General features: G+C 60.5%; 23 protein-coding genes. 14 read left to right on the top strand and 9 right to left on the bottom strand.

Annotation, left to right across the window (positions count from 1 at the left end; all coding sequences use genetic code 11):
- Nucleotides 1-75 precede the first annotated feature (75 nt).
- The 5 genes from ASC74_RS14385 to qhpG all read left to right on the top strand — a co-directional run bounded on the left by ASC74_RS14385 (nucleotide 76) and on the right by qhpG (nucleotide 6,926).
- Nucleotides 76-1,101 (top strand): histone deacetylase family protein, encoded by a 1,026-nt coding sequence (locus ASC74_RS14385; RefSeq protein WP_056741981.1) that lies wholly within the window; start codon nucleotides 76-78, stop codon nucleotides 1,099-1,101.
- Between the two features lie 249 nt (nucleotides 1,102-1,350).
- Nucleotides 1,351-3,255 (top strand): sigma-54-dependent Fis family transcriptional regulator, encoded by a 1,905-nt coding sequence (locus ASC74_RS14380; protein WP_056741980.1) that lies wholly within the window; start codon nucleotides 1,351-1,353, stop codon nucleotides 3,253-3,255.
- Nucleotides 3,255-4,973, top strand: coding sequence for an ABC transporter ATP-binding protein (locus ASC74_RS14375; RefSeq protein WP_056741979.1), 1,719 nt, complete (start codon nucleotides 3,255-3,257; stop codon nucleotides 4,971-4,973). The genes ASC74_RS14380 and ASC74_RS14375 overlap by 1 nt, the downstream gene beginning before the upstream one ends.
- On the top strand, nucleotides 4,963-5,640 hold the full coding sequence (gene qhpE / locus ASC74_RS14370) for a subtilisin-like serine protease QhpE (RefSeq protein ID WP_056741978.1): 678 nt from the start codon (nucleotides 4,963-4,965) through the stop codon (nucleotides 5,638-5,640). Before ASC74_RS14375 ends, qhpE begins: the two co-directional genes overlap by 11 nt.
- Nucleotides 5,637-6,926 carry a flavin-dependent monooxygenase QhpG gene (qhpG, locus tag ASC74_RS14365; RefSeq protein WP_056741977.1) on the top strand — a complete coding sequence of 430 codons (1,290 nt, stop codon included), beginning with the start codon at nucleotides 5,637-5,639 and terminating at the stop codon, nucleotides 6,924-6,926. The genes qhpE and qhpG overlap by 4 nt, the downstream gene beginning before the upstream one ends.
- A 123-nt stretch (nucleotides 6,927-7,049) precedes the next feature.
- On the opposite strand, the gene ASC74_RS14360 is transcribed toward qhpG, so the two are convergent.
- Complete coding sequence (locus tag ASC74_RS14360; protein ID WP_056741976.1) at nucleotides 7,050-8,540, bottom strand: aldehyde dehydrogenase family protein; 1,491 nt, start codon at nucleotides 8,538-8,540, stop codon at nucleotides 7,050-7,052.
- Between the two features lie 285 nt (nucleotides 8,541-8,825).
- Between ASC74_RS14360 and ASC74_RS14355 the strand changes: the two genes are divergently transcribed.
- A complete protein-coding gene (locus ASC74_RS14355) occupies nucleotides 8,826-9,080 on the top strand; it encodes a DUF1652 domain-containing protein (protein ID WP_008145342.1) in 255 nt (84 codons plus the stop codon).
- A 50-nt stretch (nucleotides 9,081-9,130) separates the two neighbouring features.
- Here ASC74_RS14355 and ASC74_RS14350 read toward each other — a convergent pair whose 3' ends face one another.
- The gene (locus tag ASC74_RS14350) at nucleotides 9,131-9,487 is read right to left on the bottom strand and encodes a hypothetical protein (protein WP_056741975.1); all 357 of its coding nucleotides are present in this window, start codon (nucleotides 9,485-9,487) and stop codon (nucleotides 9,131-9,133) included.
- A 343-nt stretch (nucleotides 9,488-9,830) separates the two neighbouring features.
- Between ASC74_RS14350 and peaA the strand changes: the two genes are divergently transcribed.
- The 4 genes from peaA to peaD all read left to right on the top strand — a co-directional run bounded on the left by peaA (nucleotide 9,831) and on the right by peaD (nucleotide 14,418).
- Nucleotides 9,831-11,411, top strand: coding sequence for a quinohemoprotein amine dehydrogenase subunit alpha (gene peaA / locus ASC74_RS14345; protein WP_056741974.1), 1,581 nt, complete (start codon nucleotides 9,831-9,833; stop codon nucleotides 11,409-11,411).
- Between the two features lie 95 nt (nucleotides 11,412-11,506).
- Entirely contained in the window at nucleotides 11,507-12,937 is a 1,431-nt protein-coding gene (peaB, locus tag ASC74_RS14340) for a quinohemoprotein amine dehydrogenase maturation protein (RefSeq protein ID WP_046048405.1), read from the top strand.
- A gap of 1 nt (nucleotide 12,938) precedes the next feature.
- Nucleotides 12,939-13,262: a quinohemoprotein amine dehydrogenase subunit gamma gene (qhpC, locus tag ASC74_RS14335; protein ID WP_008145336.1), complete on the top strand. Its 324-nt coding sequence runs from the start codon at nucleotides 12,939-12,941 to the stop codon at nucleotides 13,260-13,262.
- A 37-nt stretch (nucleotides 13,263-13,299) separates the two neighbouring features.
- The gene (gene peaD / locus ASC74_RS14330; RefSeq protein WP_056741973.1) at nucleotides 13,300-14,418 is read left to right on the top strand and encodes a quinohemoprotein amine dehydrogenase subunit beta; all 1,119 of its coding nucleotides are present in this window, start codon (nucleotides 13,300-13,302) and stop codon (nucleotides 14,416-14,418) included.
- 154 nt (nucleotides 14,419-14,572) lie between these two features.
- On the opposite strand, the gene ASC74_RS14325 is transcribed toward peaD, so the two are convergent.
- The 3 genes from ASC74_RS14325 to ASC74_RS14315 are packed head-to-tail and all read right to left on the bottom strand — an operon-like array spanning nucleotide 14,573 to nucleotide 16,355.
- Nucleotides 14,573-14,974 carry a lysozyme inhibitor LprI family protein gene (locus tag ASC74_RS14325; protein ID WP_056741972.1) on the bottom strand — a complete coding sequence of 134 codons (402 nt, stop codon included), beginning with the start codon at nucleotides 14,972-14,974 and terminating at the stop codon, nucleotides 14,573-14,575.
- A 57-nt stretch (nucleotides 14,975-15,031) separates the two neighbouring features.
- A complete protein-coding gene (locus ASC74_RS14320; protein ID WP_056741971.1) occupies nucleotides 15,032-15,430 on the bottom strand; it encodes a GFA family protein in 399 nt (132 codons plus the stop codon).
- Entirely contained in the window at nucleotides 15,423-16,355 is a 933-nt protein-coding gene (locus ASC74_RS14315; protein ID WP_056741970.1) for an ADP-ribosylglycohydrolase family protein, read from the bottom strand. Before ASC74_RS14315 ends, ASC74_RS14320 begins: the two co-directional genes overlap by 8 nt.
- A 196-nt stretch (nucleotides 16,356-16,551) precedes the next feature.
- Between ASC74_RS14315 and ASC74_RS14310 the strand changes: the two genes are divergently transcribed.
- The gene (locus ASC74_RS14310; protein WP_056741969.1) at nucleotides 16,552-17,040 is read left to right on the top strand and encodes an SRPBCC family protein; all 489 of its coding nucleotides are present in this window, start codon (nucleotides 16,552-16,554) and stop codon (nucleotides 17,038-17,040) included.
- 651 nt (nucleotides 17,041-17,691) lie between these two features.
- Here ASC74_RS14310 and inhA read toward each other — a convergent pair.
- Nucleotides 17,692-18,387, bottom strand: coding sequence for an isonitrile hydratase (gene inhA, locus ASC74_RS14305; RefSeq protein WP_056741968.1), 696 nt, complete (start codon nucleotides 18,385-18,387; stop codon nucleotides 17,692-17,694).
- A 90-nt stretch (nucleotides 18,388-18,477) separates the two neighbouring features.
- Between inhA and ASC74_RS14300 the strand changes: the two genes are divergently transcribed.
- Nucleotides 18,478-19,461, top strand: coding sequence for a GlxA family transcriptional regulator (locus tag ASC74_RS14300; protein ID WP_056741967.1), 984 nt, complete (start codon nucleotides 18,478-18,480; stop codon nucleotides 19,459-19,461).
- Here the strand turns inward: ASC74_RS14300 and ASC74_RS14295 are convergent.
- The 3 genes from ASC74_RS14295 to ASC74_RS14285 form a co-directional block, all read right to left on the bottom strand.
- Entirely contained in the window at nucleotides 19,430-20,332 is a 903-nt protein-coding gene (locus ASC74_RS14295) for an alpha/beta fold hydrolase (protein WP_056741966.1), read from the bottom strand. The two genes, ASC74_RS14300 and ASC74_RS14295, sit on opposite strands and share 32 nt — an antisense overlap.
- A gap of 36 nt (nucleotides 20,333-20,368) precedes the next feature.
- A complete protein-coding gene (locus tag ASC74_RS14290) occupies nucleotides 20,369-20,758 on the bottom strand; it encodes a hypothetical protein (RefSeq protein WP_056741965.1) in 390 nt (129 codons plus the stop codon).
- Nucleotides 20,759-21,105: 347 nt separating this feature from the next.
- Complete coding sequence (locus ASC74_RS14285) at nucleotides 21,106-22,932, bottom strand: glycoside hydrolase family 15 protein (protein WP_056741964.1); 1,827 nt, start codon at nucleotides 22,930-22,932, stop codon at nucleotides 21,106-21,108.
- Nucleotides 22,933-23,242: 310 nt separating this feature from the next.
- On the opposite strand from ASC74_RS14285, the gene ASC74_RS14280 reads away from it, so the two are divergent.
- Together ASC74_RS14280 and ASC74_RS14275 are read left to right on the top strand one after the other, a co-directional pair.
- Complete coding sequence (locus ASC74_RS14280; RefSeq protein WP_056741963.1) at nucleotides 23,243-24,415, top strand: MFS transporter; 1,173 nt, start codon at nucleotides 23,243-23,245, stop codon at nucleotides 24,413-24,415.
- A 167-nt stretch (nucleotides 24,416-24,582) separates the two neighbouring features.
- Nucleotides 24,583-25,317: a thioesterase II family protein gene (locus ASC74_RS14275; protein WP_056741962.1), complete on the top strand. Its 735-nt coding sequence runs from the start codon at nucleotides 24,583-24,585 to the stop codon at nucleotides 25,315-25,317.
- Nucleotides 25,318-25,451 lie beyond the last annotated feature (134 nt).

The raw sequence follows: 25,451 nt of genomic DNA, 5'->3' as shown, positions 1-25,451 counted from the left end.
ATCGCGAGCAAGCTCGCTCCCACAGTTGAACGCGAACGGATTCAAGATCTAGGTTAACTGACAGGTATTCATCCCATGCGCAGTTTTTTCCACCCAGTACAATTGCTTCACCATCCACGCAGCTACTACTCCCGTGGGCAGATGCGCACACCGCAGGAAGTGCCTGAGCGGGCTCAGCGGTTGGTGCAGGCATCGCATTCACTGGGCTTTAATGTCGAGCAACCGGTCGATGCCGGGCTCGATCCGCTGCTGGCGGTCCACGGCGCGCCGTACCTGACGTTCTTGCAGGAAGCGCATCAGCGCTGGAAGGAAATCCCCGAGGATTGGGGCGACGAGGTGATGTCGAACATCTTCGTCCGCGAGCCCAATGCCCTGCGCGGGATTCTCGCCCAAGCTGCGAGGTATCTGGCGGATGGCAGTTGCCCGGTGGGCGAGCAGACCTGGCGTTCGGCCTATTGGTCGGCGCAAAGCGCCATTGCCGGCGCTCAGGCGTTGCTCGATGGCGAGCCGGCGGCTTACGCCTTGTGCCGTCCACCGGGGCACCATGCCCGGGCCGAAGCGGCGGGCGGTTTCTGTTATGTGAACAACGCTGCGGTGGCTGCTCAGGTTCTGCGTGCCGGGTTTGCGCGCGTCGCGGTGCTCGACACTGACATGCACCACGGTCAGGGGATTCAGGAGATTTTCTACGACCGCGATGACGTGCTCTATGTCTCGGTGCATGGCGATCCGACCAATTTCTATCCGGGGGTTGCCGGGTTCGCTGATGAGCGGGGAGACGGGAAGGGCAAGGGCTTCAACCTCAACTTGCCGATGGCGCATGGCGCCAGTGAGGCGGACTTCCTGGGTCAGTTGGACGTGGCATTGGCGGCGGTGAAAGACTTCGGCGCCGAGGTGTTGGTGTTGTCCTTGGGGTTCGATATTTTCGTGCTGGATCCGCAGAGCAAAGTGGCGGTGACCCGTGAAGGGTTTGCGCGGCTGGGCGAGCGGATTCGCAGCCTTGGGTTGCCGTGTCTGATTGTGCAGGAGGGCGGGTATCACCTGGAGAGTCTTGAGGATAATGCGCGGGCGTTTTTTGTGAGCCCCGAGGTGTGGAACCTCTGAGTTCGATGGTGCATGGGAGGCCGCCTTCGCGAGCAAGCCCGCTCCCACAGTTGACCGAGTTGAACCACAGACTTGTGATCAACACCGGCCAAATGTGGGAGCGGGCTTGCTCGCGAAGAACGATAACGCGGTCCACTTGACGGAACACAAGCGCCGTAAGGCACTTGCCATCGCCCTGACGTTAACGTAAAGATTGCGGCAGGGCGCTGATCTTAAAAAAGCGCAGGGCGGACCGATCCGGAGCGCTTGATGACGCTAATAAAAACAACTCCTCCCAAGCTGCACCACGAAGCCCGGCTGGCCCGGGAGAAACTCCATCTCGAGGGCGAAGTCCCGGATGGCGTGTTGCGGGCGGAAATCGATGCGTCGTGGCGGCGTAGCCTGAGCCATGGCGTGCATTTCAATGCCAAGCACGAGCTGGCGCTGGAATCGAGCGCGAGCCTCGACGTGCTGTTGGCGAGCAATCGGCTGCTGATCGATGCGGCATTGCCGGCCATCGATTACCTGGCCGAGCGCCAGGGCAAGGAAGGGCTGATCATCCTCGCCAATTCCGACGCCACCATCCTCGCCGTCGAAGGCCGCGCCGATCGCCTCAAGGGCAGCGGCCTGCAAGACATCACCCTCGGCGCCTGCTGGAGCGAAGCCGCTCGCGGCACCAACGCGCTGGGCACCGCATTGGTGGAAGCCCGGCCAACGATGATCGATTGCGGCGAACATTACCTCGATCGCCTGACCGATTTCTCCTGCACCTCGGTGCCGATCCATTGCCCCCAAGGCGACATCCTCGGCGTACTCGACCTGACCCGCGAAGGCCCGCTGGGCCGCGTCCATGACAGCACCGCGTTGCTGGCCATGGCCGTCAGCCAGATCGAAAGCCGGGTGTTCAACGCCAGTTATCCGGACGAAATCGTCCTGGCCTTCCACAGCCGTCGGCAGTACCTCGAATCCCCTTGGCAAGGCTTGTTGGCGGTGAGCCTCGGCGGGCAGATTCTCGCGGTCAGCGCCCAGGCCTGTCAGTTGCTCCACGCCGAGCGCTCGGCGCTGGTCGGTCGACGCTGTGAAGAGTTTCTGGGCGTCGATGGCCTGCAACTTCTGTCGCGTCTGCATCAGGGCGGTGTCGGCAGTCTGCAAACGGCCAAAGGCGAGTTCTTCTACAAAACCCTGCGTGCGCCGCAGCGTTCGATCAACCTCAGTACGCCGCCGCGCAGCACAGCGAAAACCGCCAAAGCACAACCGGATCTCGAATCCCTGGCCGGCAGCAATGTCCGGTATGCCCGAGCGTTGCGCATGGCCCGTCAAGGCCTGGCCAATGAGCTGCCGGTGTTGCTGCTGGGCGAAACCGGCACCGGTAAGGAAGTCATCGCCCGCGCCCTGCACATGGCCGGCACCCGCTGCGACAAACCCTTCGTCGCGGTGAACTGCGCGGCGATCCCCGAAGGCCTGATCGAGTCGGAACTGTTCGGCTACCGCGAAGGCGCGTTCACCGGCTCCCGTCGCGGCGGCATGATCGGTCGTCTGCAACAGGCCCATGGCGGCACCTTGTTCCTCGATGAAATCGGCGACATGCCGCTGGCCTTGCAGGCCCGTCTGTTGCGGGTGTTGCAGGACCGTAAAGTGGCACCGTTGGGCGCCGGTGAAGAGCAAGACATCGACGTCGCACTGATCTGCGCCACGCACCGCGACCTCAAGCGACTGGTCGAAGAAAAACACTTCCGCGAGGACCTGTTCTACCGCGTCAACGGCATCAGCGTGATGCTCCCGGCTCTGCGCGAGCGCGAGGATTTCAGCGGTCTGGTCGCTCGTCTGCTGGCCAAACTGGATGCGCCGACGATGGTCCTGCATGACGACTTGAACCGCTTGCTCGGCGGCTATCACTGGCCGGGCAACATCCGCCAACTGGAAATGGTTTTGCGCACAGCGCTGGCCATGCGCGAGCCGGGGGACACCGTACTCACCCTCGACCACTTGCCCGACAGCATGCTCGACGAGTTGAGCGCCAGCGAACGTCCTCAGGCCGGCAGCATTCGCGAAAACGAACTGGAGCTGATTCGCCAATCCCTGGACACTCATCAGGGCAACGTCTCGGCCGCCGCCGACGCCTTGGGCATCAGCCGCGCGACCCTGTATCGCAAGCTCAAACAGTTGCGCTCGTGATGCAGCGCTTGATCGTTCGGCTGATCGACAGCCAGAACCCCGAAGCCCTGCAAGCCGCATTGCGCTGGCTCTACAGCTTCGTGCGGCCGCATCGTCTGGCGATTGCCGGGTTGCTCGGGTTATCGGTCTGCGCCTCGTTGCTGGTGTTGGTCCAGCCTTGGCTGACCAAACTGCTGATCGACGATGGTTTGCTCGCACGCAACTTTCCGATGCTGGTGCTGATCGCCGGGTTGATGATCGTGGCCGGGCTGCTCGGAACTGGGTTGTCGGGGATCAACCGTTACCTGCACACGCGCCTGTCCGGGCGGATTCTGTTTGCCCTGCGCGATGATCTCTATCGACATTTGCAAACGCTTTCGCCGAGTTTCTACGGACAGCGCCGCATCGGTGACCTGATGTCGCGCCTCGATGGCGACGTCGCAGAGATCCAGCGCTTTGCCGTGGACTCCTTGTTCTCGGCGGTGTCGAGCGTGATCGGTCTGGTCTGTGCCGTGGCGATGCTGCTGACCCTGTCGTGGAAACTCTCGTTGCTGGCGCTGGTGCTGATTCCCCTCGACGTGCTCTGGTTACGCTGGATGCGGCGCAAGGTTGAGCGCGATGTGCGGCAATTGCGTGAGCGCTCGGCGGACATGTCCTCGTTCATGGTCGAGACCTTGCCGGTGATGAAATTCATTCAGTCTGCCGGCCAGCAGCAGCGTGAATCGCGGCGCCTGGAGACATTGGGTCAAGGCTACATGAGCCAGTTGCTGCGCCTGCAAGTCACCGAGTTTTTCACTCAGGCGGTGCCGGGTACACTGACGTCCTTGTCCCGTGCCTGTGCGTTTTTGATTGGTGGTTATTGGGTGGTGCAGGGGACCTGGCAATTGGGTGCGCTGATCGCGTTTTCCACCTACTTGGGCATGGCCGTCGGACCGGTGCAGAGCCTGCTGGGTCTCTATGTCGCGATTCAGCGAATGACCGTCAGCCTCGGGCGCGTGATGGAATTGCGCGGCGAAGAGCCGACCGTTCTCACGCCGGTCACGCCGCAGCCGATGCCGACCTCTGGCGAGCTGCGTTTCGACGACGTGCACTTCAGCCATCCCGGTCGCCCGACAACTCTGCGGGGCATCGAAGCGCGAATTCCTTATGGTTTGAAAGTCGCCCTGAGCGGCGGCTCTGGCGTCGGCAAAACGACCCTGATCGACCTGCTGCAACGGCACCACGACCCGCAGTCCGGTCGGGTGTTGCTGGGGGAGGTCGATCTGCGCGAACTGGACCTGTTCCAGCTGCGTCGGCGGATTGCCGTGGTCAGTCAGGACATCGTGCTGTTTCGCGGCAGCCTCGCCGACAACCTCGCCTACGCGGTGCCGGACGCCAGCCGTGAAGCGATTGCCGAAGTGGCGCGGCTGGCGCAACTCGACAGCCTGATCGAGTCGTTGCCCGAAGGCCTCGACAGTCCGTTGGGCGAACGTGGTCAGCAGTTGTCCGGCGGGCAGAAACAACGCATCGCCATCGCCCGGGCGCTGTTGCAGGATCCGTTGATTCTGGTGCTGGACGAAGCGACCTCGGCGGTGGATGAAGCCACCGAACGCGAAGTCATCGAAGCCATCGATCGACTGTTTGCCGGGCGTACGCGGATCCTCATCAGTCACCGTCCTTCAACCTTGGCGGATGCCGATTTGCGCTTTGAATTGCTCGACGGCGTACTCACTTCAAAAACGGTGCTGCATGAAGCCTGAGCTGCGGATTGGCGTGGTGGACAGCGGTCACTCGGCGGCGCAGCGGGTGCAAGTGGTCGCCGGGCGGCGCTTTTCATTGCTGGCGGATGGATTGGCCGAAAGCGACTTGCGCGACGATCCGCTGGGCCACGGCAGCGCGGTGATCGAGGCCATCGGTCGGCGGGCGCCGTCGGCGGTATTTTGCGTGGCTCAGGTGTTCGACCAGCGTGGGGTCACCAGCGCGTTGCAGATCGCTACAGCGATTGACTGGCTGGTGGCGCAGGACGTTCGGCTGATCAATTTGAGCCTCGGGCTGCGTCAGGATCGCAGCCTGTTGCGTGAAGCCTGTGGGTTGGCGGTAGCGCGAGGTGTTTTGCTCTGTGCGTCGAGCCCGGCGCAGGGCGAGGGCGTGTTTCCGGCGAATTATCCACAGGTGCTGCGAGTCACCGGCGATGCGCGTTGTGCCGAACAGGAATGGTCGTGGCTCAACAGCGCTCAGGCGGATTTCGCGGCGTGTGTGCATGGCACCTATCCGGGGCAGTCCGGCGCCAGTCTCGGCTGTGCAGCGTTGAGCGGGCACATTGCGGGTTTTCTGGTGGAACATCCCGAGGCGAGCAACGAACAGGTCATTGAGTGGCTGCGGGAGAATGCCCGTTATCGCGGCCCTGAACGGCGCTTCGGAGCATGATTTTGATTCTTGGCGCAGGGCCAGCGGGCGCCGCAGTTGCCTTGGGTTTGCGTCGGCTCGGTTATCCTGTGACGCTGGTCAGCGAATGGCGGCGATTTGCGGCGCTGGAGGGCGTTTCCATTCGGGTGCTGGAGGCCTTGCGTGGCGCGGGGCTTCATCAGGCGCTGGCGGATGCGGCGCTGCCGTCCCAACGACAGGTGTCATGGAACGGCCAGCAGCACGCGCAGAACATCGAATTTTTACTGGATCGCCCAAGCTTTGATCGAGGCTTGCGCGAGGATCTGCGCCTGGCTGGCGTTGAGCTGATCGAAGGCCGCGTGCTGACGGTGCAGTCATCGGTTTCGGGCCATCGGATCGAGGTCGAAGGGCGCGAGGCGCTGCTGGCGGATTTTCTGGTTGAGGCGCGTGGGCGTCAGGCACCTGCACTCGGCAAAGGCCTGCGCGGACCGGAGACGGTCAGCCTGCTCAATCGCTGGCAAGGCGCGCCGGGCAGCACCGCTAGTGCTGTGGAAAGCCTTGAGGACGGCTGGGCCTGGATGGCCCGGCGAGCCGACGGTCAGTGTTACTGGCAATGGACGGTGGACGTGGCCAGTGCTGAATTGCCGGGCAAGGCGATGTTGCTCGACTACTGTCGTGAGCGACGTCAGGGTTCGGCATTGGCGCGGGGGTTTTTCGGTGTCGAGCCGGAAATTGACCTGCAACTGCATGCGCGCAGCAGCACGGCGATTCTTTGCCCGCAGGTGTGTGGCGAAAACTGGATTCGGGTCGGGGATGCGGCGATGGCGGTGGATCCGCTGTCGGGCAACGGGATCTTTCAGTCATTGTCCTCGGCGTTACAGGCGCCGACGGTGATCAACACGTTGTTGCATAAACCCGAGCGAGCGGCGCTGGCTCAGCGCTTTCATCAGCAACGGGTGGAGCAGTTGTTTTTGCGTTTTGCGCGGATCGGGCGGGATTTTTATGCCGATGAGCAGCGTTGGTTGGATCAACCTTTTTGGCAGACGCGGCGGCAGTGGCCGGATGCTGAGGTGGCGCATGCCGAGGCGGATTTTTCCTCGCTGAGGATTGAGCGCGCGCCGGTGTTGAAAGAGGGGTTTGTGGATGAGGCTGAGGTGGTGATCACGACGGATCAGCCGCTGGGGATCTGGCATGTGCAAGGGGTTGAGTTGGCGCCGTTGGTGCGGCGGTTGCGGACCGAACCGGCCGAGCAGGCGTTGGCCGGGTTGACGGTGGAGCAGGGGCGGATGGTCAGGAGTTGGTTACTGTCGCAAGGCTTCAAACCCTGAGATTTGGGGCGACGGGGCTGGCCCCTTCGCGAGCAAGCCCGCTCCCACATTGGTTCTGTGTTGATCACAAATCAAATGTGGGAGCGGGCTTGCTCGCGAAGGCGGCCTAACAAGCGCCGACAATCACAACTTGATCAACACCGACTTCAACTCGGTGTAGTGCTCAATCGCCGCATACCCCATCTCACGTCCAACCCCCGACATCTTGTACCCCCCAAACGGCAACGCCGGGTCCAGCGCGCTGTGGCAATTCACCCACACCGAACCCGACCTGATCCGCGGAATCATCCGGTGCACCGCCGCCAGGTCGTTCGACCAGATACTCGCCCCCAGCCCATACGGACTGTCGTTGGCCATGCGCAACGCATCGGCTTCATCATCGAACGGAATCGCCACCAGCACCGGCCCGAAGATCTCCTCCTGCACCAGCGAGTGCTTCTGATCGACATCCACAATCACTGTCGGTTTAACGAAGAACCCCGGCCCGAACTGCTCACCACCGCAAGCGATGGTCGCGCCGCTTTCCCGACCCTTTTCGATGTACCCGTAAACCCGTTCCTGCTGACGCGCCGAGATCAGCGGCCCCATCTCGACGCTAGGGTCCAGTCCGTTACCGAGTTTCATGGCGTTGGCGATGTCGGCGATGTCCGCCACCACATTGTCGAAATGCTTGCGCTGCACATACAGCCGCGAACCTGCGCAGCACACCTGTCCCTGATTGAAGAAAATCGCGCTGGCGGCGCCGGCTGCGGCGGACTTCAGGTCGGCGTCGACCATGACGATGGTCGGTGATTTTCCGCCCAATTCCAGGGTCACCCGGGTCATGGACTCCATGGCGATCTTGCCGATCTGCTTGCCCACGGCGGTGGAGCCGGTGAAGGTCAGCTTGTCCACCAACGGGTTGTGGGTCAGGGCGGAACCAGCAGTGATGCCGGTGCCGGTGACCACGTTGAACACGCCTTCGGGGTAACCGGCTTCCAGCACCAGTTCGGCCAGTTTCAGTGCGGTCAGCGGGGTTTCGTCGGCGGGTTTGAGCACCACGGTGCAACCGGTGGCCAGGGCCGGGCCGAGTTTCCAGCAGGCCAGCAGCAGCGGGAAGTTCCAGGCAACGATGGCGCCGACCACGCCCACCGCTTCGCGGCGGATGAAACTGTGGAATTGATCGTTGGGCATCAACGGTAACGACACTTCAACGCTGGAACCCTCGATCTTGGTCGCCCAACCGGCCATGTAACGCAGGAAGTCGATGGACAGTTGCACGTCCATCACCTGGGCCACCGCCGCACTTTTGCCGTTGTTCAGGCATTCCAGTTGCGCCAGCAGTTCGGCGTCGCGCTCCATCAGATCAGCGAGTTTCCACAGCAGGTTCTGTCGTTCCCGAGGTCGGGTGCGGGTCCAGGCCGAATCATCGAAGGCCTGACGCGCAGCGAGCACGGCGCGGTCGACATCCTCAGGCGTCGCCCGCGGCACGACGCACAGCACTTCGCCGGTGGCCGGGTTGTGCAGGGGCATGGTCTGGCTGTCGGCGGCCTCGACCCAGTCGCCGCCGATGAGCATGCGCGGGGCGCGCTGGATGAACGCCGAGGTGGCGGGAAGCAAATAAGGGAGGGGCATTTGTCGAGACCTCTTGTTGTTCGTGAAACATGGCTTTCTTAACGGTTGGCAATGGCTGTGCCAAGTGCCCGAAAAGGCAGAACCGCCCTTGGCCGGCGGGGTTTTTGGGCCCTCAAGGGAACTGCGGGTGCGGTGAGATTGTTGCAAATTGCGACAGCTATGAGACGACGAGCAACCGGGTTGTGACCTTGAGGTACCTATTATTGAGGACTAGAATTTTCAGGATCGGTGGGTGAAATGACGGACCGTTCATCCGGCAATACATCTGGCGTGAGGGAGGTAACGATGTTCCTTTCAACCCTGGAAATTCAAAACATCATTGAACACAGTTTTCTGCCGTCCGTGTGCACCTGCACCATGGCGGCGGACCAGTCCCTGACGATTCGGGTCTGCGACTGCATGACCGGCAAAGTGGATATTGTGGCCACCCACGTTCCCCTGTGGACACTGGACAGTCCCCATGCGATCGCGTCGCTGGTGGCGGACATGCAGCACGAGATCGACGTACACAAAAGCGTTTCCCCCACCTATGACATCTGAACCGGCGTCACGCCGCACCGTGGGACAACGGTGCGGCCCGCGCCGATTGTTCAGTCTGCAAACTTCCGGGAAATTTCTTCGAACGTGTTGCCATCCACGGCAGCCAACAACTTTCTGTCGTCCTTGAGCGTCGCCAGAAAGGTCACTTCGGTTTCCTTGCCGGCCAGCATGAACCCGGCAATTGCGCCGATGGGCCCCAACAGCATGGCCCCGGCCACGCCAAAGCCGATGGCATCCTTGATGTTGTTGATCGAATCCTCGTTGGCCACTTCCACGCACTTGAACGATGAGAGCGGGAGGGTAATGCCAGGCCATGGATGAAGCGACGTTCTGAGGGTGAAAACGCCGTCTCTGTACTCTCCATCACCCTGCAGAAAGTCCCCCGCCAGGACAGTGATGCTTGCCATTTTTTTATCCCCTGGTGGCAATCGGTGAACAACCATTTCGCGCTTGCAGGGGATCGGCGTCAATCGCCGGCCGATGAGCTGTTTCGGTCAGGCCATCTATGCTGTCTCAGACTGCAACAACTGTCGCGATATTAGACGCAGGCGATCTCGTTCAGCGATGGTGCAAAGCAGTCATCTTCGCGCAACGACTTGATTTAAAAGGTAATCGGCAAGCTGGCACGCTCCGTGTATTGCTCATTGCAGACGTTTCTCTTGCCTCCGTCAGCGGTGCGCCGCCGACGGCAGAAACCATAAAAACGATAAGCCACAAAAATAAGAAAGCACCGTGCGAGGTTCGACGTTGATGAAGAGAAAACTCCGATCAGGCCTGAGTGCCAGTCTGCTGGCCGTGGCCGCTTGTGTGGCGCTGCATTCGCCTTACAGCCTGGCAGCCCGCGACGCTCAGACCATCCTCAAGGAAACCTGTCAGGGCTGTCATACCCCCGAAGCCGATAACGCCCTGAGCCGCATCAGCCACCAGCGCAAAACCCCTGAAGGCTGGCTGATGAGCATCGCCCGCATGCAAACCATGCACGGTTTGCAGATCAGCGATGACGACCGCCGAACCCTGGTCAAATACCTGGCCGACACCCAAGGCCTGGCCCCAAGCGAGACCGACGGCGTGCGTTATGCGCTGGAGCGTCGACTCAATACTGTCGAGAAATTCGACGACCAGACCAGCCAGATGTGCGGCCGCTGCCACTCCGGTGCGCGGGTCGCGCTGCAACGGCGTCCGGCCCAGGAATGGGAGCGTCTGGTGAACTTCCACCTCGGCCAATGGCCGTCCCTGGAATACCAGGCTCTGGCTCGTGACCGTGATTGGTTCGACCTGGCCCGAAAAGACATGGTGCCGCTGTTAGCCAAGCGTTATCCGCTGGACAACCCGGCCTGGAAAAAATGGTTGAGCACTGCGCCGAAAGCGCAAGCGCTGGTCGGTGACTGGAGCTTCAGCGGCCACTTGCCGGGCAAGGGTGAATTGGCCGGCGTGATGAGCGTCACGGCTGATGGCCGCGACACGTTCAAGGTCAGCGTCAAAGGCCAATACGCCGACGGCAGCCCGTTCAATGGCGATGGCAGCGCGATTCTCTACACCGGTTACGAATGGCGCGGCAACGTGACCATCGACGGCGTGACCATGCGCCAGGTGTTCGCCGCCCAAGGCAATGCCATGCAAGGCCGGATGTTCGAGGCCGAGCACGACGAGCGAGGTCTGGACTTCGTCGCCGCCAAGCAGGGCAGCAGTCGTTTGCTGGCGGTGCAGCCGGGTTACCTGAAGGCTGGCACTGAAACGGAAGTGACCCTTGTCGGCAGCGGCCTCACCGGCAAACCGAACTTTGGCAAAGGCGTGGAAGTGGTCGAGGTGCTGGAGCAGACGCCAGAGCGCCTGCGCGTCAAGCTCAAGGCCGCTGCGAATGCCCAACCGGGTCTGCGCAACGTCACCGTCGGCACGCTGAAAGGCCCGACCCTGTCGGTCTACAGCAAAATCGCTGAAGTCAAAGTCGTGCCCGAGTTCTCGGTAGCGCGGATCGGCGAGGGCGGTGGTTCGACACCGAAAGTCCAGGGCCGTTTTGATGCCGAAGCCTGGGGCAAGGGCGCCGACGGCAAGCCGTATCGCATCGGCGTGTTCCCGGCGCAGTGGTCGGTCGAAGCCTTCGACGACCGCGCCAAGGAAGACGAGGACGTCAAGTTCGCCGGCACCATGCAGGCTGACAGCGGCGTGTTCACACCGGGCGATGCCGGGCCAAACCCGCAGCGCAAAATGTCCACCAACAATGCCGGCAACCTCAAGGTGATTGCCGCCGTCGACGACGCAGGGAAATCCCTGACCGGCGAAGGCCACATGATTGTCACCGTGCAACGCTGGAACAATCCACCCATTCCATGATTTTGAAAACGTGAGCTGGCTGACTTCAACGGCTTCAGACATTTTTTTGGAATGACCGTGAGCCCCGTAGAACGGGGTTTGCACAGGAGGTTGCAATGGGCGCTATTTTGAATCTGGTTGAGCGGAATCTGCACGAAGTGCATGTCGATGCTGACCGCATGCTGTTTCACATCCCCAGCAGTTCGCTGTTCGCCAGCGATGAACTGACGGGCACCATCATCGATACCTTGCGCGGTCCTGGCTGTTCGTCGGACGATCTGATCCAGCGTTTGTCGTCACGTTTCAACGGCGAAGAAATCACCGAGACCTTGCGTGAGTTGATGTCCCTGGAGTTGGTCAGCGACGGTTCGCCGTTGACCCCGGACATCGGCACCAAACGGGTCGAGCGTACGGCGATCAACACCGTGGTGCTCAACGTCAACACCGGCTGCAATCTGAGCTGCACCTACTGCTACAAGGAAGACCTGGACAAGCCGTCGGCCGGCAAGAAAATGGACGTCGAAACCGCGGTCGCCTCGGTGGAAATGCTGCTGCGTGAATCGCCGGACGAAGAGCGTTTTACCGTGGTGTTTTTCGGCGGTGAGCCACTGAGCAATCGCAAGCTGATCGAGTACATGGTCGACTATTGCGAGAAGCGTTTCCGCGAGGCGGGCAAGTTCGTCGAGTTCGTCATGACCACCAACGCGACGCTGCTCACAGAAGAGACCGTGGACTACCTCAACGCCCACCGTTTTGGCCTGTCAGTCAGTATCGACGGACCGAAAACCGTGCACGACCGCAACCGCATCACCGTGGGCGGGCAGGGCACGTACGACGTGGTGCGGCGCAAGGCTGAAATGTTGCTGTCGCGCTACAACAGTCGTCCGGTCGGTGCCCGCGTGACCCTGACCACCGGCGTTACCGACGTCGAAACCATCTGGGATCACCTGTTCAACGAACTGGGTTTTGCCGAAGTCGGATTTGCCCCGGTGACCTCCGGCGACATCAGCACCTTCAACCTGTCCAGCGACGAGTTGATCGAAGTCTTCGCCAACATGAAGAAGCTCGGCCGGCGTTATCTGGAAGCGGCGCTGGAGCACCGCAACATCGGTTTCTCCAACCTGCACCAGCTGATCACCGACATCCACGAAGGCCACAAAAAAGCCCTGCCCTGTGGCGCGGGCCTGAAGATGCTGGCGGTGGATCACAAGGGTGAGCTGAACCTGTGCCACCGCTTTACCGGTTCTAGCCTGCCAACCTTTGGCAACGTTCACAGCGGGGTGAAACAGGTGGAGTTGAACGACTTCCTGTCCCAGCGCCTCGACCGCACTAACACGGGTTGCGAGGACTGCCAGATCCGCAATCTCTGCTCCGGCGGCTGCTACCACGAGAGCTACGCCCGTTACGGCGACCCGACCCACCCGACCTATCACTACTGCGAACTGATGCGTGACTGGGTCGACTTCGGCATCGAGGTCTACACCCGGATCATGGCCCACAACCCTGCGTTTATCAGCAGCTACATCACTCCGCGCAAGGCTCACTGATATGAAACATCTCAAGGCAATCAATAATAAAGCGCTGAAACTGGATGAGGCCGCGGCCGAAAACCGCATCGAAGAAGTGGTGGCGATGAGTTCCGTCGCCGGCTGCGCCTCGACCACCGACCCAGGTTGGGAAATCGACGCCTTTGGCGGTGTGTCGTCGCTGTGCCAGCCGATGGAAGCCGACCTTTACGGCTGTTCCGACCCTTGCTGGTGGCCGGCCCAGGTGCCCGACATGATGAGCACCTACCCGGACTGGAACAAGGATGCCCAGGCGTCCAATGAAAACTGGCGCAACCTCGGGACTGTCTTTCCAAAAGACAAGTAGCTCGTAGAAAAAAGTGGAACAGAAAAAGGATTCCAGCATGCACAGCATCAAAGCCTGCGGCCTGGCCGCATTCGCCGTCCTGAGCGCCTGTTCGCTCACTGTTCTGGCCGATGAAAACACCGCACTACAAGATGGTCACGAGTACATGTTGACCACCAATTACCCGAACAACCTGCACGTCATCGACCTGGCCACCGACACCCTGTTCAAGACCTGCAAAATGCCGGATGCCTTCGGTCCCGGCACCGTTCAGTTGTCGCCGGATCGTAAAACCGCCTACGTGTTGAACAATCACTACGCGGATGTCTACGGCGTCGAACTCGACAGCTGCAAGCAGGTTTTCCACGCCAGCATCACCCAGAAACCGGGGGAGAAAGCGAGGTCGATGTTCGCCTTCACCCTCAGTCATGACGGCAAGGAGCTGTTCACCATTGCCAACCCGACGTTGATGCTTAACGACCGCTACGAAGTGCAGCAACCTCGGCTCGATGTGTACGCCACCGACGCCGGCATGGACGCCAAACCCGTGCGCAGTTTCCCGGCGCCACGGCAGTTGACCATCATGCAGAGCGGTGACGACGGCGCGCTGTATGTGGCGGGGGCGGACGTCTACAAGGTCGATGTGAAAACCGGCAAGTTCGACGTGCTGATCCCCAGCCGCCACTGGAAACGTCCTGGCTACAGCGCGCCGGACGTGCTCTACGTGTGGAACCAGCAGACTTATCGCCATGACTTCTCGCTGCTCTACACCGCGGCGAAATTCAAGGACAAGAAGCAGGACCCGTTGACGGCTGAGTACCTTTACGGGCTGTTCAGCATCGACCTGAAAACCGGCAAGACCGAAACCACCGACTTCGGCCCTCTGACGGAAATCTACTTCAGCGGCATGCGCTCGCCGAAGGATCCGAACCTGATGTTCGGTGTGCTCAACCGTTTGGCGAAGTACGACATCAAGGAAAAGAAAATGCTCCAGGCGGCGACGCTGGATCATTCCTACTACTGCATTTCGTTCAACAAGGACGGCAGCAAGATTTATCTGGCTGGGACGTTTAATGACGTGGCGATCTTTGATCCAGAAAGCATGAAGCAGATTGGCAGCATCAAGTTGCCGGGTGGGGATATGGCGATCACCACGGCGCAGATATTTGTTCGGTAATTTGCGGCGCCTTAACTGACGCCTTCGTCGGATCGCCGCCCGGAGCAAGCCCGCTCCCACATTTGTTCTCGGGCGTACACAAAATATGTGTTCACCGAAAATCTAATGTGGGAGCGGGCTTGCTCGCGAAGAGGCCCTCACAGGCACCCAAGTATCAAGCCCCAGGCACCGGACAACTCAAATCCCCCTCCTGACACTTCAAATAATTCTTGAAAGTCTCAACCCGTGCCTTGGTCAATTCAGTAACACAGTTGCTGTAGATCAGCGGATACACACTCCCACCTTCCACCCCGGCGCTCGAGAACTTGCACTCGGCATCCCGGAACGCAATCCACGAACGCTGCGCCCCGAGCAGCAGCTTTTTGCTTTCGGGGTTGCTCTTCAAACGCTCGTTGATCTGCTGGTAAAGCGCATTCAACTCCTTGTCCGCCGTCTTGTGCTGCTGCGCCGCGCACTCATTCATCGTCGCCTGATTGGTGGCGTTGTCGCAGTCCACAGCATAAGCAGCGGTGGTGAACAGCAGAGGCGTCAGTGCCAGAAGAAAGCGTGGGTGCATGGGGATTCTCGCTGTGACAGGAAAGTCGGGATGCAGTTTAGTGCCATATTCGACCGTCTATGTTTCCCATTCAGGGCATTTTTTAATCGACTCATAGGCAAGCCACGGCACGTCATGTGTCGTCCAGATATGCGCCTGAGGCGTCATTTTCGGGTCATCGTCCAGTGTCGCCACACGAACAATAACGTGAGGTTGGGCCAAGCGTTCAGCCATCAAATGTGAACCGCAGACCGAACAGAAATGCCGAAGCTTGCCCGGTGACGATTCGTAGCTGCTCAGGCGGTCCTGGCCTTTGGTCCAGCGAAAATGTTCGCGCATGACCCCGGCTGTCGAGGCGAATGCCGCCGCGTGTGCCTTGCGACAGGTTTGGCAGTGGCAATGACTGATGGGCATGTCGAGGCTATCGACTTGGTACTCGACGGCTTTACACAAGCAGCTGCCGTGCAGGCTATTCATCGCGTGCTCCTGATTGCGTTAGGGTGGCTGCCCGCAGCAAGGCGTCAGCCGTGGCTTCGATGTCTTCGCGCCAATGTAACTTCTTCAGCCAACGGTCGGGAATGGCCTGCACACCGTAATGAGCCCCGGCCAACTGGCCAACAATGGCGGCGGTGGTATCGGCGTCGTCGCCCAGGTTGGCGGCTTTCAGGATGGCGGCTTCAAAGCTGTCAGTCTGATGAAAGCACCACAGGGCCGCTTCCAGTGAAGCAACGCAGTAGCCGCTGCCATGGATATCGCGTTCAGGTTTACCGAAATAATCGCCTCGCGCGATGGCGGCCACTTTGGGTTCCAGGTATGTCGTTTCTGACAAGCCGAGCACTTCTGCCTTGGACGCGCCTTGCAACGCTCGGTGGATCAGCTCAGCGAACAACTGACAGCATTCAACCGCTTCCGGTGCGGCGTGGGTGGTTCGTGAGCTGTTGGCGGAAAACGCCAGGATCCGGTCGCGATGGGGAAAGTAATACAGCACCACCGGCACCAGGCGCATCAGCGAGCCGTTGCCTGCCGTGCGGGGATCGGTGGAGCCGGCGAACGGTTCCCCGGTTTTCTGAAATCGCGAAAGGGCGTCGCGTACCGTCATGCCAATGTCGAAGCATTCACCCGTTGAACTCAGATAACCCCATTGCCACCAATTCAAGTAACGACCCATCTGATCGGCCGCCTCGAAGCCGTTTTTGCTCAGCAGGCTTTTGGCCAGGCACAGCGCCATCGAGGTGTCATCGGTCCATTGCCCGGCTTTCAGATTGAAAGGGCCACCACCCACCATGTCAGTCAGGGGCTTGAACGAGCCGCGTGGCTGGAACTCGACGCTGGTGCCGACGGCATCACCGCAGGCCAGGCCCTGCAGGGCTCCGCGATAACGCTCCGTAAGTGAAAGCTGCATGAATCGTCCTTGCCTGAGTCAATTTCGTTTTTTACGTTAGCAGTTTCGGTCCACTCGTTTTGCTTTCAAACCAGCAGTTACACTTGGAAATGCAGCTGAATGTTTCGTAGAGGGTTGATTGCGATACCCGATTGATACAACTTTAGGGTTGGTCTTGTGGTCTTACAGGCCTACTGTTCAGTACAGGAGGTGACTTATGAATCCAGCATCAGATCGCATCGAAAGGAAGATCCTGCTCAAAACGCCGCGCTCGCAGGTCTGGCGCGTGCTGGCCAATGCCGAAGCCTTCGGACAGTGGTTTGGCGTGGCGCTGGAGGGCAAGCGTTTTGTCGCCGGTGAATGGACCCAGGGGCAGATTACGTACCCGGGTTATGAGCACTTGCTGTGGAATGTACTGGTGGAGCGGGTCGAGCCGGAACGGGTGTTTTCGTTTCGCTGGCATCCGTACGCGATTGAGCCCGATATCGATTACTCCCAGGAACCCACCACGCTGGTGAAGTTCGAGCTCGAAGACATGGATGAAGGCACGTTACTCAAGGTCACCGAGTCCGGTTTCGATCACATCCCTCAGACGCGCCGACTCAAGGCGTTCCGCATGGACAGCCGCGGTTGGGATGAACAGATGAACAACATCGAAGAATTTCTCAAAGTCAGTGCCAAGGCGCGCGAGCGTCAGGAAGAGTGATGGCTGCATGTTCGAACCTTGGCTGAAACGCTGGGCGTTTCTCGAGGACGACACCCTGGCGGCCGAAGGTCAGCTGCAGGCCGCGAAACTCGCGGCTTCAATGCTTGAAACCTTACCTGTCTAAGGGTTTTCGGAAGGGCGGCTATAGCGAATGTCCTACACTCGATGGTAGCTATGTCGTCTATTGCACATTGGATCCGAAGCGTAATCTAGCTTCATCAACCGAAGCACAGGAAGTGCTCGGGATCATGGATGATCGACCATAAGCAAGGAATCGCTGCCGACAGGGAGTCGTAATGGTCTTGGGAAAAACCCGCTTCGGCGGGTTTTTTTTGGTCTGTCGAAAAGTACTTGGCAGCTGCCACAGGAAGGGGCTTCAAGGCTGGAATGGTCAATGGCTTACACCTGAGCGCTGGTATGTCCTCTGTTTACGCTTCACCGATGTGTTTAATCTGGATCCATCAACTGAGTCGCAGGAAGCGCTCAGGATCACGGATGATCGACCATTGGCCAGGATGGCTGCCGACAGGATGTCGAAATGGTCTTGAGAAACCCGCTTAGGCGGGTTTTTTTATGGGCGATGGAAAATCCTCGGCACCTCATTTTGGCCGGGGAAACGGCAGCCAGGCACTGGCTGCCGGTCGGGATGGATCAGCGAGCTGACATCTGATCGAGTTTCGCCGCTGCACGCTCAGTGATTTCCGAGCGCAATTTCAATGACCCGGCAGCACGTTTGCGGGCCTCCTCCAGCACACTGACCGGAGCCGTCTCAGGACTGCCCGACGCAAACGGCGGTGCCGGTGCGTATTCGAGCTGCAACTGCACCAGCTCTGCCGTGTCCTTATCGAACAGCTCCGCGGCCAGGGTCAGGGCAAAATCGATGCCCGCCGTGATCCCGCCACCCGTCAACAGATTGCCGTCGCGCACCACCCGATCCTTTACCGGGATCGCCCCCAAAGGCGCCAGCAACTCGTGATAAGCCCAGTGAGTGGTAGCGCGTTTGCCCTTCAGCAGACCCGCCGCACCGAGCACCAGCGCGCCGGTACACACCGACGTGACGTAACGCGCGGTGGCGGCCTGCGCCTTGATGAAGGCCAGCGTCTGTTCATCTTCCATCAACGGCCCGACGCCGCTGCCGCCGGGAATGCAGATCACATCCAGCTTCGGGCAATCGTCGAACGTGGTGGTCGGTTTCAGCACCAGGCCCGTGCTCGCGGTGACCGGCACCAGATCCTTCCAGATCAAATGCACCTTCACGTCCGGCAGCGAGGCCAGTACGTCGTAAGGGCCGGTGAGGTCCAGTTGCTGAACCTGTGGAAACAACAGAAAACCGATCTGCAACGTCATGGCATTTTTCTCATGAAGTGGGTGGACGACTTCACTTTAGGCTCGTAGGATTTGGCGTATACGCCAATAACCCCACGAATTACGCCAATCATGCCGAAAACCATTCACGTGCTCGCCTTTGCCAATGTGCAATTGCTCGACGTCACCGGGCCGTTGCAGGTGTTCGCCTCGGCCAACGATATTTCCCGCCAGCAAGGTTTTCCGCCACCTTACGCGCCGTCGGTGATTGCCCGCGGCGGCGGGGCGGTGATGTCGTCGGCGGGGCTGGCGCTGTTGGCCGAGCCGTTGCCCGAAGAGGGCAGTGACACGTTGATCATTGCCGGTGGCTGGGGCGTTTACGACGTGGCGCAAGACGAACCGCTGGTGGCCTGGGTACGTGAACACGCGATGGGGTGTCGGCGGGTAGCGTCGGTGTGCACCGGGGCATTTTTGCTGGCGGCCAGCGGCTGGCTCGATGGCCGGCGGGTGGTCACTCACTGGACCCGTTGCGAGCAGTTGGCGCAGCAGCATCCGCGGCTGCAGGTTGAGCCCAATCCGATTTTCATCAATGACGGTCCGGTCTGGACCTCGGCCGGGGTCACTGCCGGTATCGATCTGGCGCTGGCCATGGTCGAAGAAGATCTCGGCCGCACGATGGCCCTGGAAGTCGCCCGGCAACTGGTGGTGTTCCTGAAGCGTCCCGGCGGCCAGTCGCAGTTCAGCGTGACCCTCTCTTTGCAAAAGGAAGGCAACCGCTTCGACGAACTTCATGCCTGGATCAGCGAAAACCTCACCAAGGATCTCGGCGTCCCGACCCTGGCCTTGCAGGCCGGCATGAGCGAACGCAGCTTCGTCCGCCACTACCGCGCCGACACCGGCCAGACGCCAGCGCGGGCCATCGAACTGATTCGGGTCGAGACCGCCCGACGTTTGCTCAGCGATACCGGCGTGCCGATCAAACGGGTGGCGGTGCAATGCGGTTTCGGCAGCGAAGAGACGCTTCGACGCAGTTTTCTGCGGGCCATGGGCGTGACCCCGCAGGCCTATCGCGAGCGTTTCAGCGTCAGTCCTCCAGCAGATCCAGTAACGCTCTGAGCGTTGCCTCGGGCGCTTCTTCGGGAATGTTATGCCCGACACCTGCCAGCACTCGCCGCTCATAACGCCCGGTGAAATGGGCGATGTCTTCGTCTATCTCCGGTGCCGGTCCGACGCCATCGTCCGCCCCGCACAGGGAAATCGTCGGTACGCTGATCGGCGGCTGTCGGGTCAGCGCTTCTTCGATCCACTCCAGCGCTGGGTCGCCGGGCACGTACATGAACCGGTGGCGGTAGGAGTGAATCACCACCTCGACGAAATCCGGATTATCGAAGGCCGGTGCGCTTAACGGGTACAACTCAGGACCTTTTTTCCAGGTCGGTGACCACAACGTCCAGAGCAATTCACACAAGGCTCGACGATTTTTCGTCAGGCCTTCGACGCCGCGTGGCGTGTGGAAGTAGTACTGATACCAGAGGCGGTGCTCGGTTTCCGGGTCCAACGGTTCGGTGGAATGGGGAATGTTCTGAAGGTTGTAACCGTCGCCGGTCACCAGGCAACGAACCCGTTCGGGCCATAACGCCGCCACAATACACGCCGCCCGACCGCCCCAGTCGTAGCCGCAAAGGGCGGCTTGTTTAATGGCCAACGCATCCATCAGGTCCAGCAGGTCCCGGGCGAGTGCGGCTTGTTGTCCGGAGCGCAGGGTGTCGGGGTGGTTGAACCGGCTCGGGCCGTAACCGCGCAGGTACGGGACGATGACGCGGTAGCCCTTGGCGGCGAGGGCTGGGGCGATTTCGTCGTAGGCGCGCGGGGAGTAGGGGAAGCCGTGGAGGAGGATGACGGCCTCGCCGGTGGTGGGGCCGTGTTCTTCGTAGGCGAGCGACAGACTTGGCGTTTGGGTGAAGTGGATCAGCGCTTCATTGTTCATCCGACACTCCAGAAAGGGTTGTTTTTAGCCTGTTTCCTAGGCTTCGATTTCCGCCACTTGATTGAAGTACTTCGACCGATCCGGCGTAAACGTCACCACCATGTTGGTCCGCGAACAGGTCAATGCCCGTTCTTCACCCAAATCAACATCCAGATCTTCCCCACGCAACCCTTGCCACTGAGCGAGGTATTTGAGGGATCCGTATTTTTCGAGTTTTTTCAGGCTGCGGCTGACGCCACCTTTCCAGCCCAGCACCGGCAGTTCGCCGGCAAGGCAGCGTTGGGCGAGTTCGGGGAAACGGGCGGCGCGTTGGCGGCCGATTTCCCAGCATTTGATCAGGCCTTTGTCTTGGGCTTCCCACAATTCGTCGCGGTTCAGTCCGGACCTGAGAGGGGTGTCAATGCTGCGGTGGATGCGCTGGGTCATTCTGGTTCCTTGAATTCGGGTTTTGTTGGACAGCTCCGCTGTACCCGTTGATGGTCGATGGTAGGGGTGGATGTAACGGGTGGCAACAAACGTTTTCAGGCTATAGAAATGAGGTGCTTCGTGCGATTGAACAGGTCTGTTTAGTAGTTGTAGGAGCTTGGCCTAAACCGGCCAAAGTTTCTTTCGCCGGTATTCAGTCGGTCTTATGTTGTGGTTGATGGCCCCTTCGTCGGAACGCCGCCCGGAGCCGGCTCGCTCCCACATTTAATCTCGGTTGAACACAAATTTCGTGGCCACTAAAGATCAAATGTGGGAGCGAGCTTGCTCGCGAAGGAGGCAACACGGTCTCAAGGCTGCCAGAAACTCTTCTCTCCACTCAATTTCCGATCCAGAAAACACGCCGCACTGATCAGTGCCAAATGCGTCAGCGCTTGCGGCGTATTGCCCAGATGCCGCGCATGGCTGTCGAACTCTTCGGCGTACAACCCCAACGGGTTGGCGTATCTCAGCAACTGTTCAAATTCCAGATGCGCTTTTTCCACCCGTCCGGCGCGGGCCAGGCATTCGACGTACCAGAACGAGCACGCGGCGAATGCGCCTTCGGTGCCATCGAGGCCGTCGATCCGGGTGTCGTCATTGCGATAGCGGTAAACCATGCCATCGCGCACCAGATTCTTTTCGATGGCGTCGAGGGTCGCGAGCCAGCGCGGGTCTTTGGCGCTGACGAAGCGCACCAGCGGCATCAGTAGCATCGAGCCATCAAGCGCGGTGCCGCCGATGTGCTGGACGAAGTGCCCGCGTTCTTCGTTCCAGAAGTTTTCCCAGATGTCCGCGTAGATCGCCTGTCGGGTCTGGTCCCAGCGGGCGAACGGGGCGGGCAGTGAGCGTTTTGAGGCGAGGCGAATGGCTCGGTCCAGTGCGACCCAGCACATCAGCCGCGAGTGTAGAAAGTGATGTTGTTCGCCGCGCATTTCCCAGATGCCGACGTCCTTTTGCTCCCAGGTTTCGCAGACCTGGTCGACCACTTCCAGGGTGTGTTTCCAGCCTTCATGGGAGATGGCGTCGCCATATTTGTTGACCAGGTACACCGCATCCATCAGCTCGCCGAAGATGTCGAGCTGGACCTGGTCGTAAGCCTGATTGCCGATCCGTACCGGTATCGCACCGCCATGACCGGACAGGTGCGAGAGTTCGGTTTCCGGCAGCTCCTGGCGGCCATTGATGGCATAGAGGATGTTGAGTTTCATCGATTTGCCGTGGCAATCGCTGACCCGCCCGCGCAGCCAGCGCATATAGTCATTGGCTTCCTGAACGAAGCCCAGGCGCATGAACGCATAGACGGTGAACGAGGCGTCGCGGATCCACGTGTAGCGGTAGTCCCAGTTGCGCTCGCCGCCGGGTGTTTCCGGCAGGCCGAAGGTCGCGGCGGCGAGGATTGCGCCATGTTTGCGCGAGGTCAGCAGCTTCAACGCCAGGGCCGAGCGATTGACCATTTCCCGCCAGCGGCCGCGGTAGTTGGATTGACCAATCCAGTCGCGCCAGAACTTCAGGGTCCGTTCCAGGCAGATCGCGGCGGCGCCTTCCTTGAACCGCGGGTCGTCGATACCGCCCAGCAGGAATTCGGCGCTCTGGTCCTGTTCGAGGGTGAACTCGGCGACTGCCGCATGGCCTTCGATGCTTAAGGATTGGTCCGAAGACAGGCGTAGAGACGGCTGATTGGCGGCTTCGAAGGTCACGTCCTCTTCATCCATGCGTGCGCGGGTCTTGGCGCGAGCGTAGTCATGACGCACGGCGCAGCGCATATGAAACGTTGCCTGGCCGCTGACCACACGAACCCGGCGCATCAGCACCGGCGTGTCATCTTCGCTGTCGCCGATGGGCAGCAGGTCGGTGACTTCGACGACTGCGCGGTCGCTCAGCCATCGGGTTTGCAGCACATTGGTGTCGGGCAGGTATATCTGTTCGCGGCGAGCGTCGGGTAAATTCGGGGACAATTGGAAAATCCCGGCCTCGGGCGTGTCCAGCAGCGAACAGAAGATCGACGGGCTGTCGAATTCCGGCCAGCAGAAAAAGTCCACACTGCCCTTGTCGTTGACCAGTGCCGCGCTGCGCATGTCGCCGATGATGCCGTGGGCGTCGATGGCGCTTTGTCGTTCGGGATGATGATCAGCCATTGCCGCGAAACTCCGGGAGCCTTGTGTCGAGGGCTTAACTAGCTGACTGGCGGGCGGTGATGAGAGTTCACGCAGAACCGTGAAAGTTTCGTCACCTGACTGCCTGATCGTTCCCACGCTCCGCGTGGGAATGCCTCTCTGGACGCTCTGCGTCCAACTGGGACGCAGAGCGTCCCTAGCTGCATTCCCACGCAGAGCGTGGGAACGATCAGGTCACGGGGGCAGCGCCTTAACACTCATCCAACAATTGCCTGCTTTCCCCTCAATCAAGCTTATGGCAACTTGCAGGCCCTTGTTGAGACCCGCACCCATGGCAAACCCCTACCGCGAGCTGTTCAAAGCCCCAGGCAGCAGCGCTTTTGTGCTGGCCGGGATGATCGCGCGCATGCCGATTTCCATGACCGGCATCGGCCTGATCACCATGCTCTCGCAGCTGCAGGGTGGCTACGGATTGGCTGGCGCAGTGGCCGCCACGTTTGCCTTGGCCACGGCGTTTTGCGCGCCGCAAGTCTCGCGGCTGGTGGACCGTTTCGGGCAGCGTCGGATCTTGCCAGTCTCGGCACTGATCGGTGGCGGGGCGTTGTTGCTGGTGTTGCTTTGCACTCGTTTGCAGGCGCCGCAGTGGACGTTGTTTGTATTCGCCGCGCTGGCCGGCTGCATGCCGAGTATGTCGGCGATGGTCCGGGCGCGCTGGACCGAGGTGTATCGCGGCCAACCTGAACTGCAAACCGCCTATGCGCTGGAGTCGGTGCTGGACGAGGTCTGTTTTATTGTCGGGCCGCCACTGTCGGTGGGGTTGTGCGTGGTGGCGTTCCCCGAAGCCGGGCCATTGGCGGCGTTGCTGATGCTGGCGATCGGGGTGACGGCGTTTGTGCTGCAACGTGACACCGAGCCGGCGATTCATCCCCATGAAGACCATCATCAGGCCTCGATCATTCGTTCCAGCGAGATTCAGTTGCTGATGCTGTTGATGGTCGCCATGGGCACCATCGTCGGCGTGGTGGACGTGGTCAGCGTGGCGTTCGCCCAGCAGCAGGGCCAGCCGGCGGCGGCGAGCATTGTGTTGTCGGTGTATGCCATCGGCTCGTGCCTGGCCGGTTTGGCGTTCGGGGCATTGCGCTCGAAACTGCCGTTGCCGCAACTGTTCCTGTACGGCGGAGTGGCGACGGCGGTGACCACGCTGCCGTTGCTGCTGGCGACGAACATTCTCGGACTGTCGCTGGCGGTGTTTGTCGCAGGGTTGTTCTTTGCGCCGACCCTGATTGTGGCGATGGCGTTGGTGGAACGCATCGTGCCGCCGGCCAAACTCACAGAAGGCCTGACCTGGTTGGTGACCGGGTTGAGCATTGGCGTGGCGATCGGTGCGGCCAGTTCGGGTTGGCTTATCGATACATTTGGAGCCCGGAGCGGATTCTGGGTCGCCGTCGCCGCTGGCGCCGTGGTCTTCGGTTCCGCAGTGCAAAGCTTCCGCCACTTGAAATGATGACTAAATGTGGGAGCGGGCTTGCTCGCGAAAGCGGCATAACAGTCAGCATAAATGTTGAATGTTACATAGCCTTCGCGAGCAAGCCCGCTCCCACATTTGATCTTCGACTAATTCAGACTCCGCCTCATCCGTTCTCTTAACAGACAACTTTTGAGGTAAGCCCGGTGACCCAGCTGACATTGCTCTGCCTGCCTTATTCGGGCGCGAGTGCCATGGTCTACAGCCGCTGGCGGCGCAAACTGCCGGAGTGGCTCAAGCTGCAACCCGTGGAACTCCCAGGACGTGGCGCCCGGTTTGGCGAGCCGTTGCACACCGACATGCGGCGCCTGGCGCTGCAACTCGCGCAGGAGCAAAAAGCCACGCTCAAGACGCCGTACGCGCTGTTCGGTCATAGCCTTGGCGCGTTGCTCGCCTGTGAGATGGCTCATGCGTTTCGCTCGCTGGGCTGTCCGGAACCGGTGGCGCTGTTCGCTTCGGGCACCGCCGCACCGACCCTGCGTGCCGATTACGACCGGGGTTTCGCCGAGCCCAAAACCGATGCCGAATTGATCGAGCAATTGCGCACCCTCAACGGCACCCGTGAGGAGGTGCTGGCCAACGATGAATTGATGAGCCTGACGCTGCCGGTCCTGCGTGCGGACTTTCTACTGTGCGGACGTTTCGAGCCGCAGCAACGCCCCTTGCTCAAGTGCCCGGTTCATGTGCTTGGCGGCAAGGCTGATCGTGCCACCACTGAGCAGCTGATCGGCTGGAGCAAGGAAACCCACGGTAGCTTTTCGGTGGACATGCTCGCTGGCGGTCACTTCTTTATCCACGAGCACGAGGCCAAGGTGTTGCGGGTGATCAAGGATCAGCTGGACGTTCACCATCGGCGGCACGCCATGGCCGTCAGCGCCTGACCCAATACCTCTGTGGGAGCGGGCTTGCTCGCGAAGGCGGTGTATCAAACAACATCAACGTTGACTGACACACCGCCTTCGCGAGCAAGCCCGCTCCCACAATGATCTTCATCACCCTGACACTCCGCGTTCTA

The organism is Pseudomonas sp. Root329 (genome assembly GCF_001424925.1).
Lineage (GTDB): Bacteria > Pseudomonadota > Gammaproteobacteria > Pseudomonadales > Pseudomonadaceae > Aquipseudomonas > Aquipseudomonas arabinosi.
This window is presented reverse-complemented; position numbering and strand designations above follow the sequence as displayed.

What these genes read in the sequence shown, in the direction of transcription:
- ASC74_RS14385 (WP_056741981.1), top strand. Translation starts at nt 76, where the DNA reads ATGCGCAGTTTTTTCCACCCAGTACAATTGCTTCACCATCCACGCAGC.
- ASC74_RS14380 (WP_056741980.1), top strand. Translation starts at nt 1,351, where the DNA reads ATGACGCTAATAAAAACAACTCCTCCCAAGCTGCACCACGAAGCCCGG.
- ASC74_RS14375 (WP_056741979.1), top strand. Translation starts at nt 3,255, where the DNA reads ATGCAGCGCTTGATCGTTCGGCTGATCGACAGCCAGAACCCCGAAGCC.
- qhpE (WP_056741978.1), top strand. Translation starts at nt 4,963, where the DNA reads ATGAAGCCTGAGCTGCGGATTGGCGTGGTGGACAGCGGTCACTCGGCG.
- qhpG (WP_056741977.1), top strand. Translation starts at nt 5,637, where the DNA reads ATGATTTTGATTCTTGGCGCAGGGCCAGCGGGCGCCGCAGTTGCCTTG.
- ASC74_RS14360 (WP_056741976.1), bottom strand. Translation starts at nt 8,540, where the DNA reads ATGCCCCTCCCTTATTTGCTTCCCGCCACCTCGGCGTTCATCCAGCGC.
- ASC74_RS14355 (WP_008145342.1), top strand. Translation starts at nt 8,826, where the DNA reads ATGTTCCTTTCAACCCTGGAAATTCAAAACATCATTGAACACAGTTTT.
- ASC74_RS14350 (WP_056741975.1), bottom strand. Translation starts at nt 9,487, where the DNA reads ATGGCAAGCATCACTGTCCTGGCGGGGGACTTTCTGCAGGGTGATGGA.
- peaA (WP_056741974.1), top strand. Translation starts at nt 9,831, where the DNA reads ATGAAGAGAAAACTCCGATCAGGCCTGAGTGCCAGTCTGCTGGCCGTG.
- peaB (WP_046048405.1), top strand. Translation starts at nt 11,507, where the DNA reads ATGGGCGCTATTTTGAATCTGGTTGAGCGGAATCTGCACGAAGTGCAT.
- qhpC (WP_008145336.1), top strand. Translation starts at nt 12,939, where the DNA reads ATGAAACATCTCAAGGCAATCAATAATAAAGCGCTGAAACTGGATGAG.
- peaD (WP_056741973.1), top strand. Translation starts at nt 13,300, where the DNA reads ATGCACAGCATCAAAGCCTGCGGCCTGGCCGCATTCGCCGTCCTGAGC.
- ASC74_RS14325 (WP_056741972.1), bottom strand. Translation starts at nt 14,974, where the DNA reads ATGCACCCACGCTTTCTTCTGGCACTGACGCCTCTGCTGTTCACCACC.
- ASC74_RS14320 (WP_056741971.1), bottom strand. Translation starts at nt 15,430, where the DNA reads ATGAATAGCCTGCACGGCAGCTGCTTGTGTAAAGCCGTCGAGTACCAA.
- ASC74_RS14315 (WP_056741970.1), bottom strand. Translation starts at nt 16,355, where the DNA reads ATGCAGCTTTCACTTACGGAGCGTTATCGCGGAGCCCTGCAGGGCCTG.
- ASC74_RS14310 (WP_056741969.1), top strand. Translation starts at nt 16,552, where the DNA reads ATGAATCCAGCATCAGATCGCATCGAAAGGAAGATCCTGCTCAAAACG.
- inhA (WP_056741968.1), bottom strand. Translation starts at nt 18,387, where the DNA reads ATGACGTTGCAGATCGGTTTTCTGTTGTTTCCACAGGTTCAGCAACTG.
- ASC74_RS14300 (WP_056741967.1), top strand. Translation starts at nt 18,478, where the DNA reads ATGCCGAAAACCATTCACGTGCTCGCCTTTGCCAATGTGCAATTGCTC.
- ASC74_RS14295 (WP_056741966.1), bottom strand. Translation starts at nt 20,332, where the DNA reads ATGAACAATGAAGCGCTGATCCACTTCACCCAAACGCCAAGTCTGTCG.
- ASC74_RS14290 (WP_056741965.1), bottom strand. Translation starts at nt 20,758, where the DNA reads ATGACCCAGCGCATCCACCGCAGCATTGACACCCCTCTCAGGTCCGGA.
- ASC74_RS14285 (WP_056741964.1), bottom strand. Translation starts at nt 22,932, where the DNA reads ATGGCTGATCATCATCCCGAACGACAAAGCGCCATCGACGCCCACGGC.
- ASC74_RS14280 (WP_056741963.1), top strand. Translation starts at nt 23,243, where the DNA reads ATGGCAAACCCCTACCGCGAGCTGTTCAAAGCCCCAGGCAGCAGCGCT.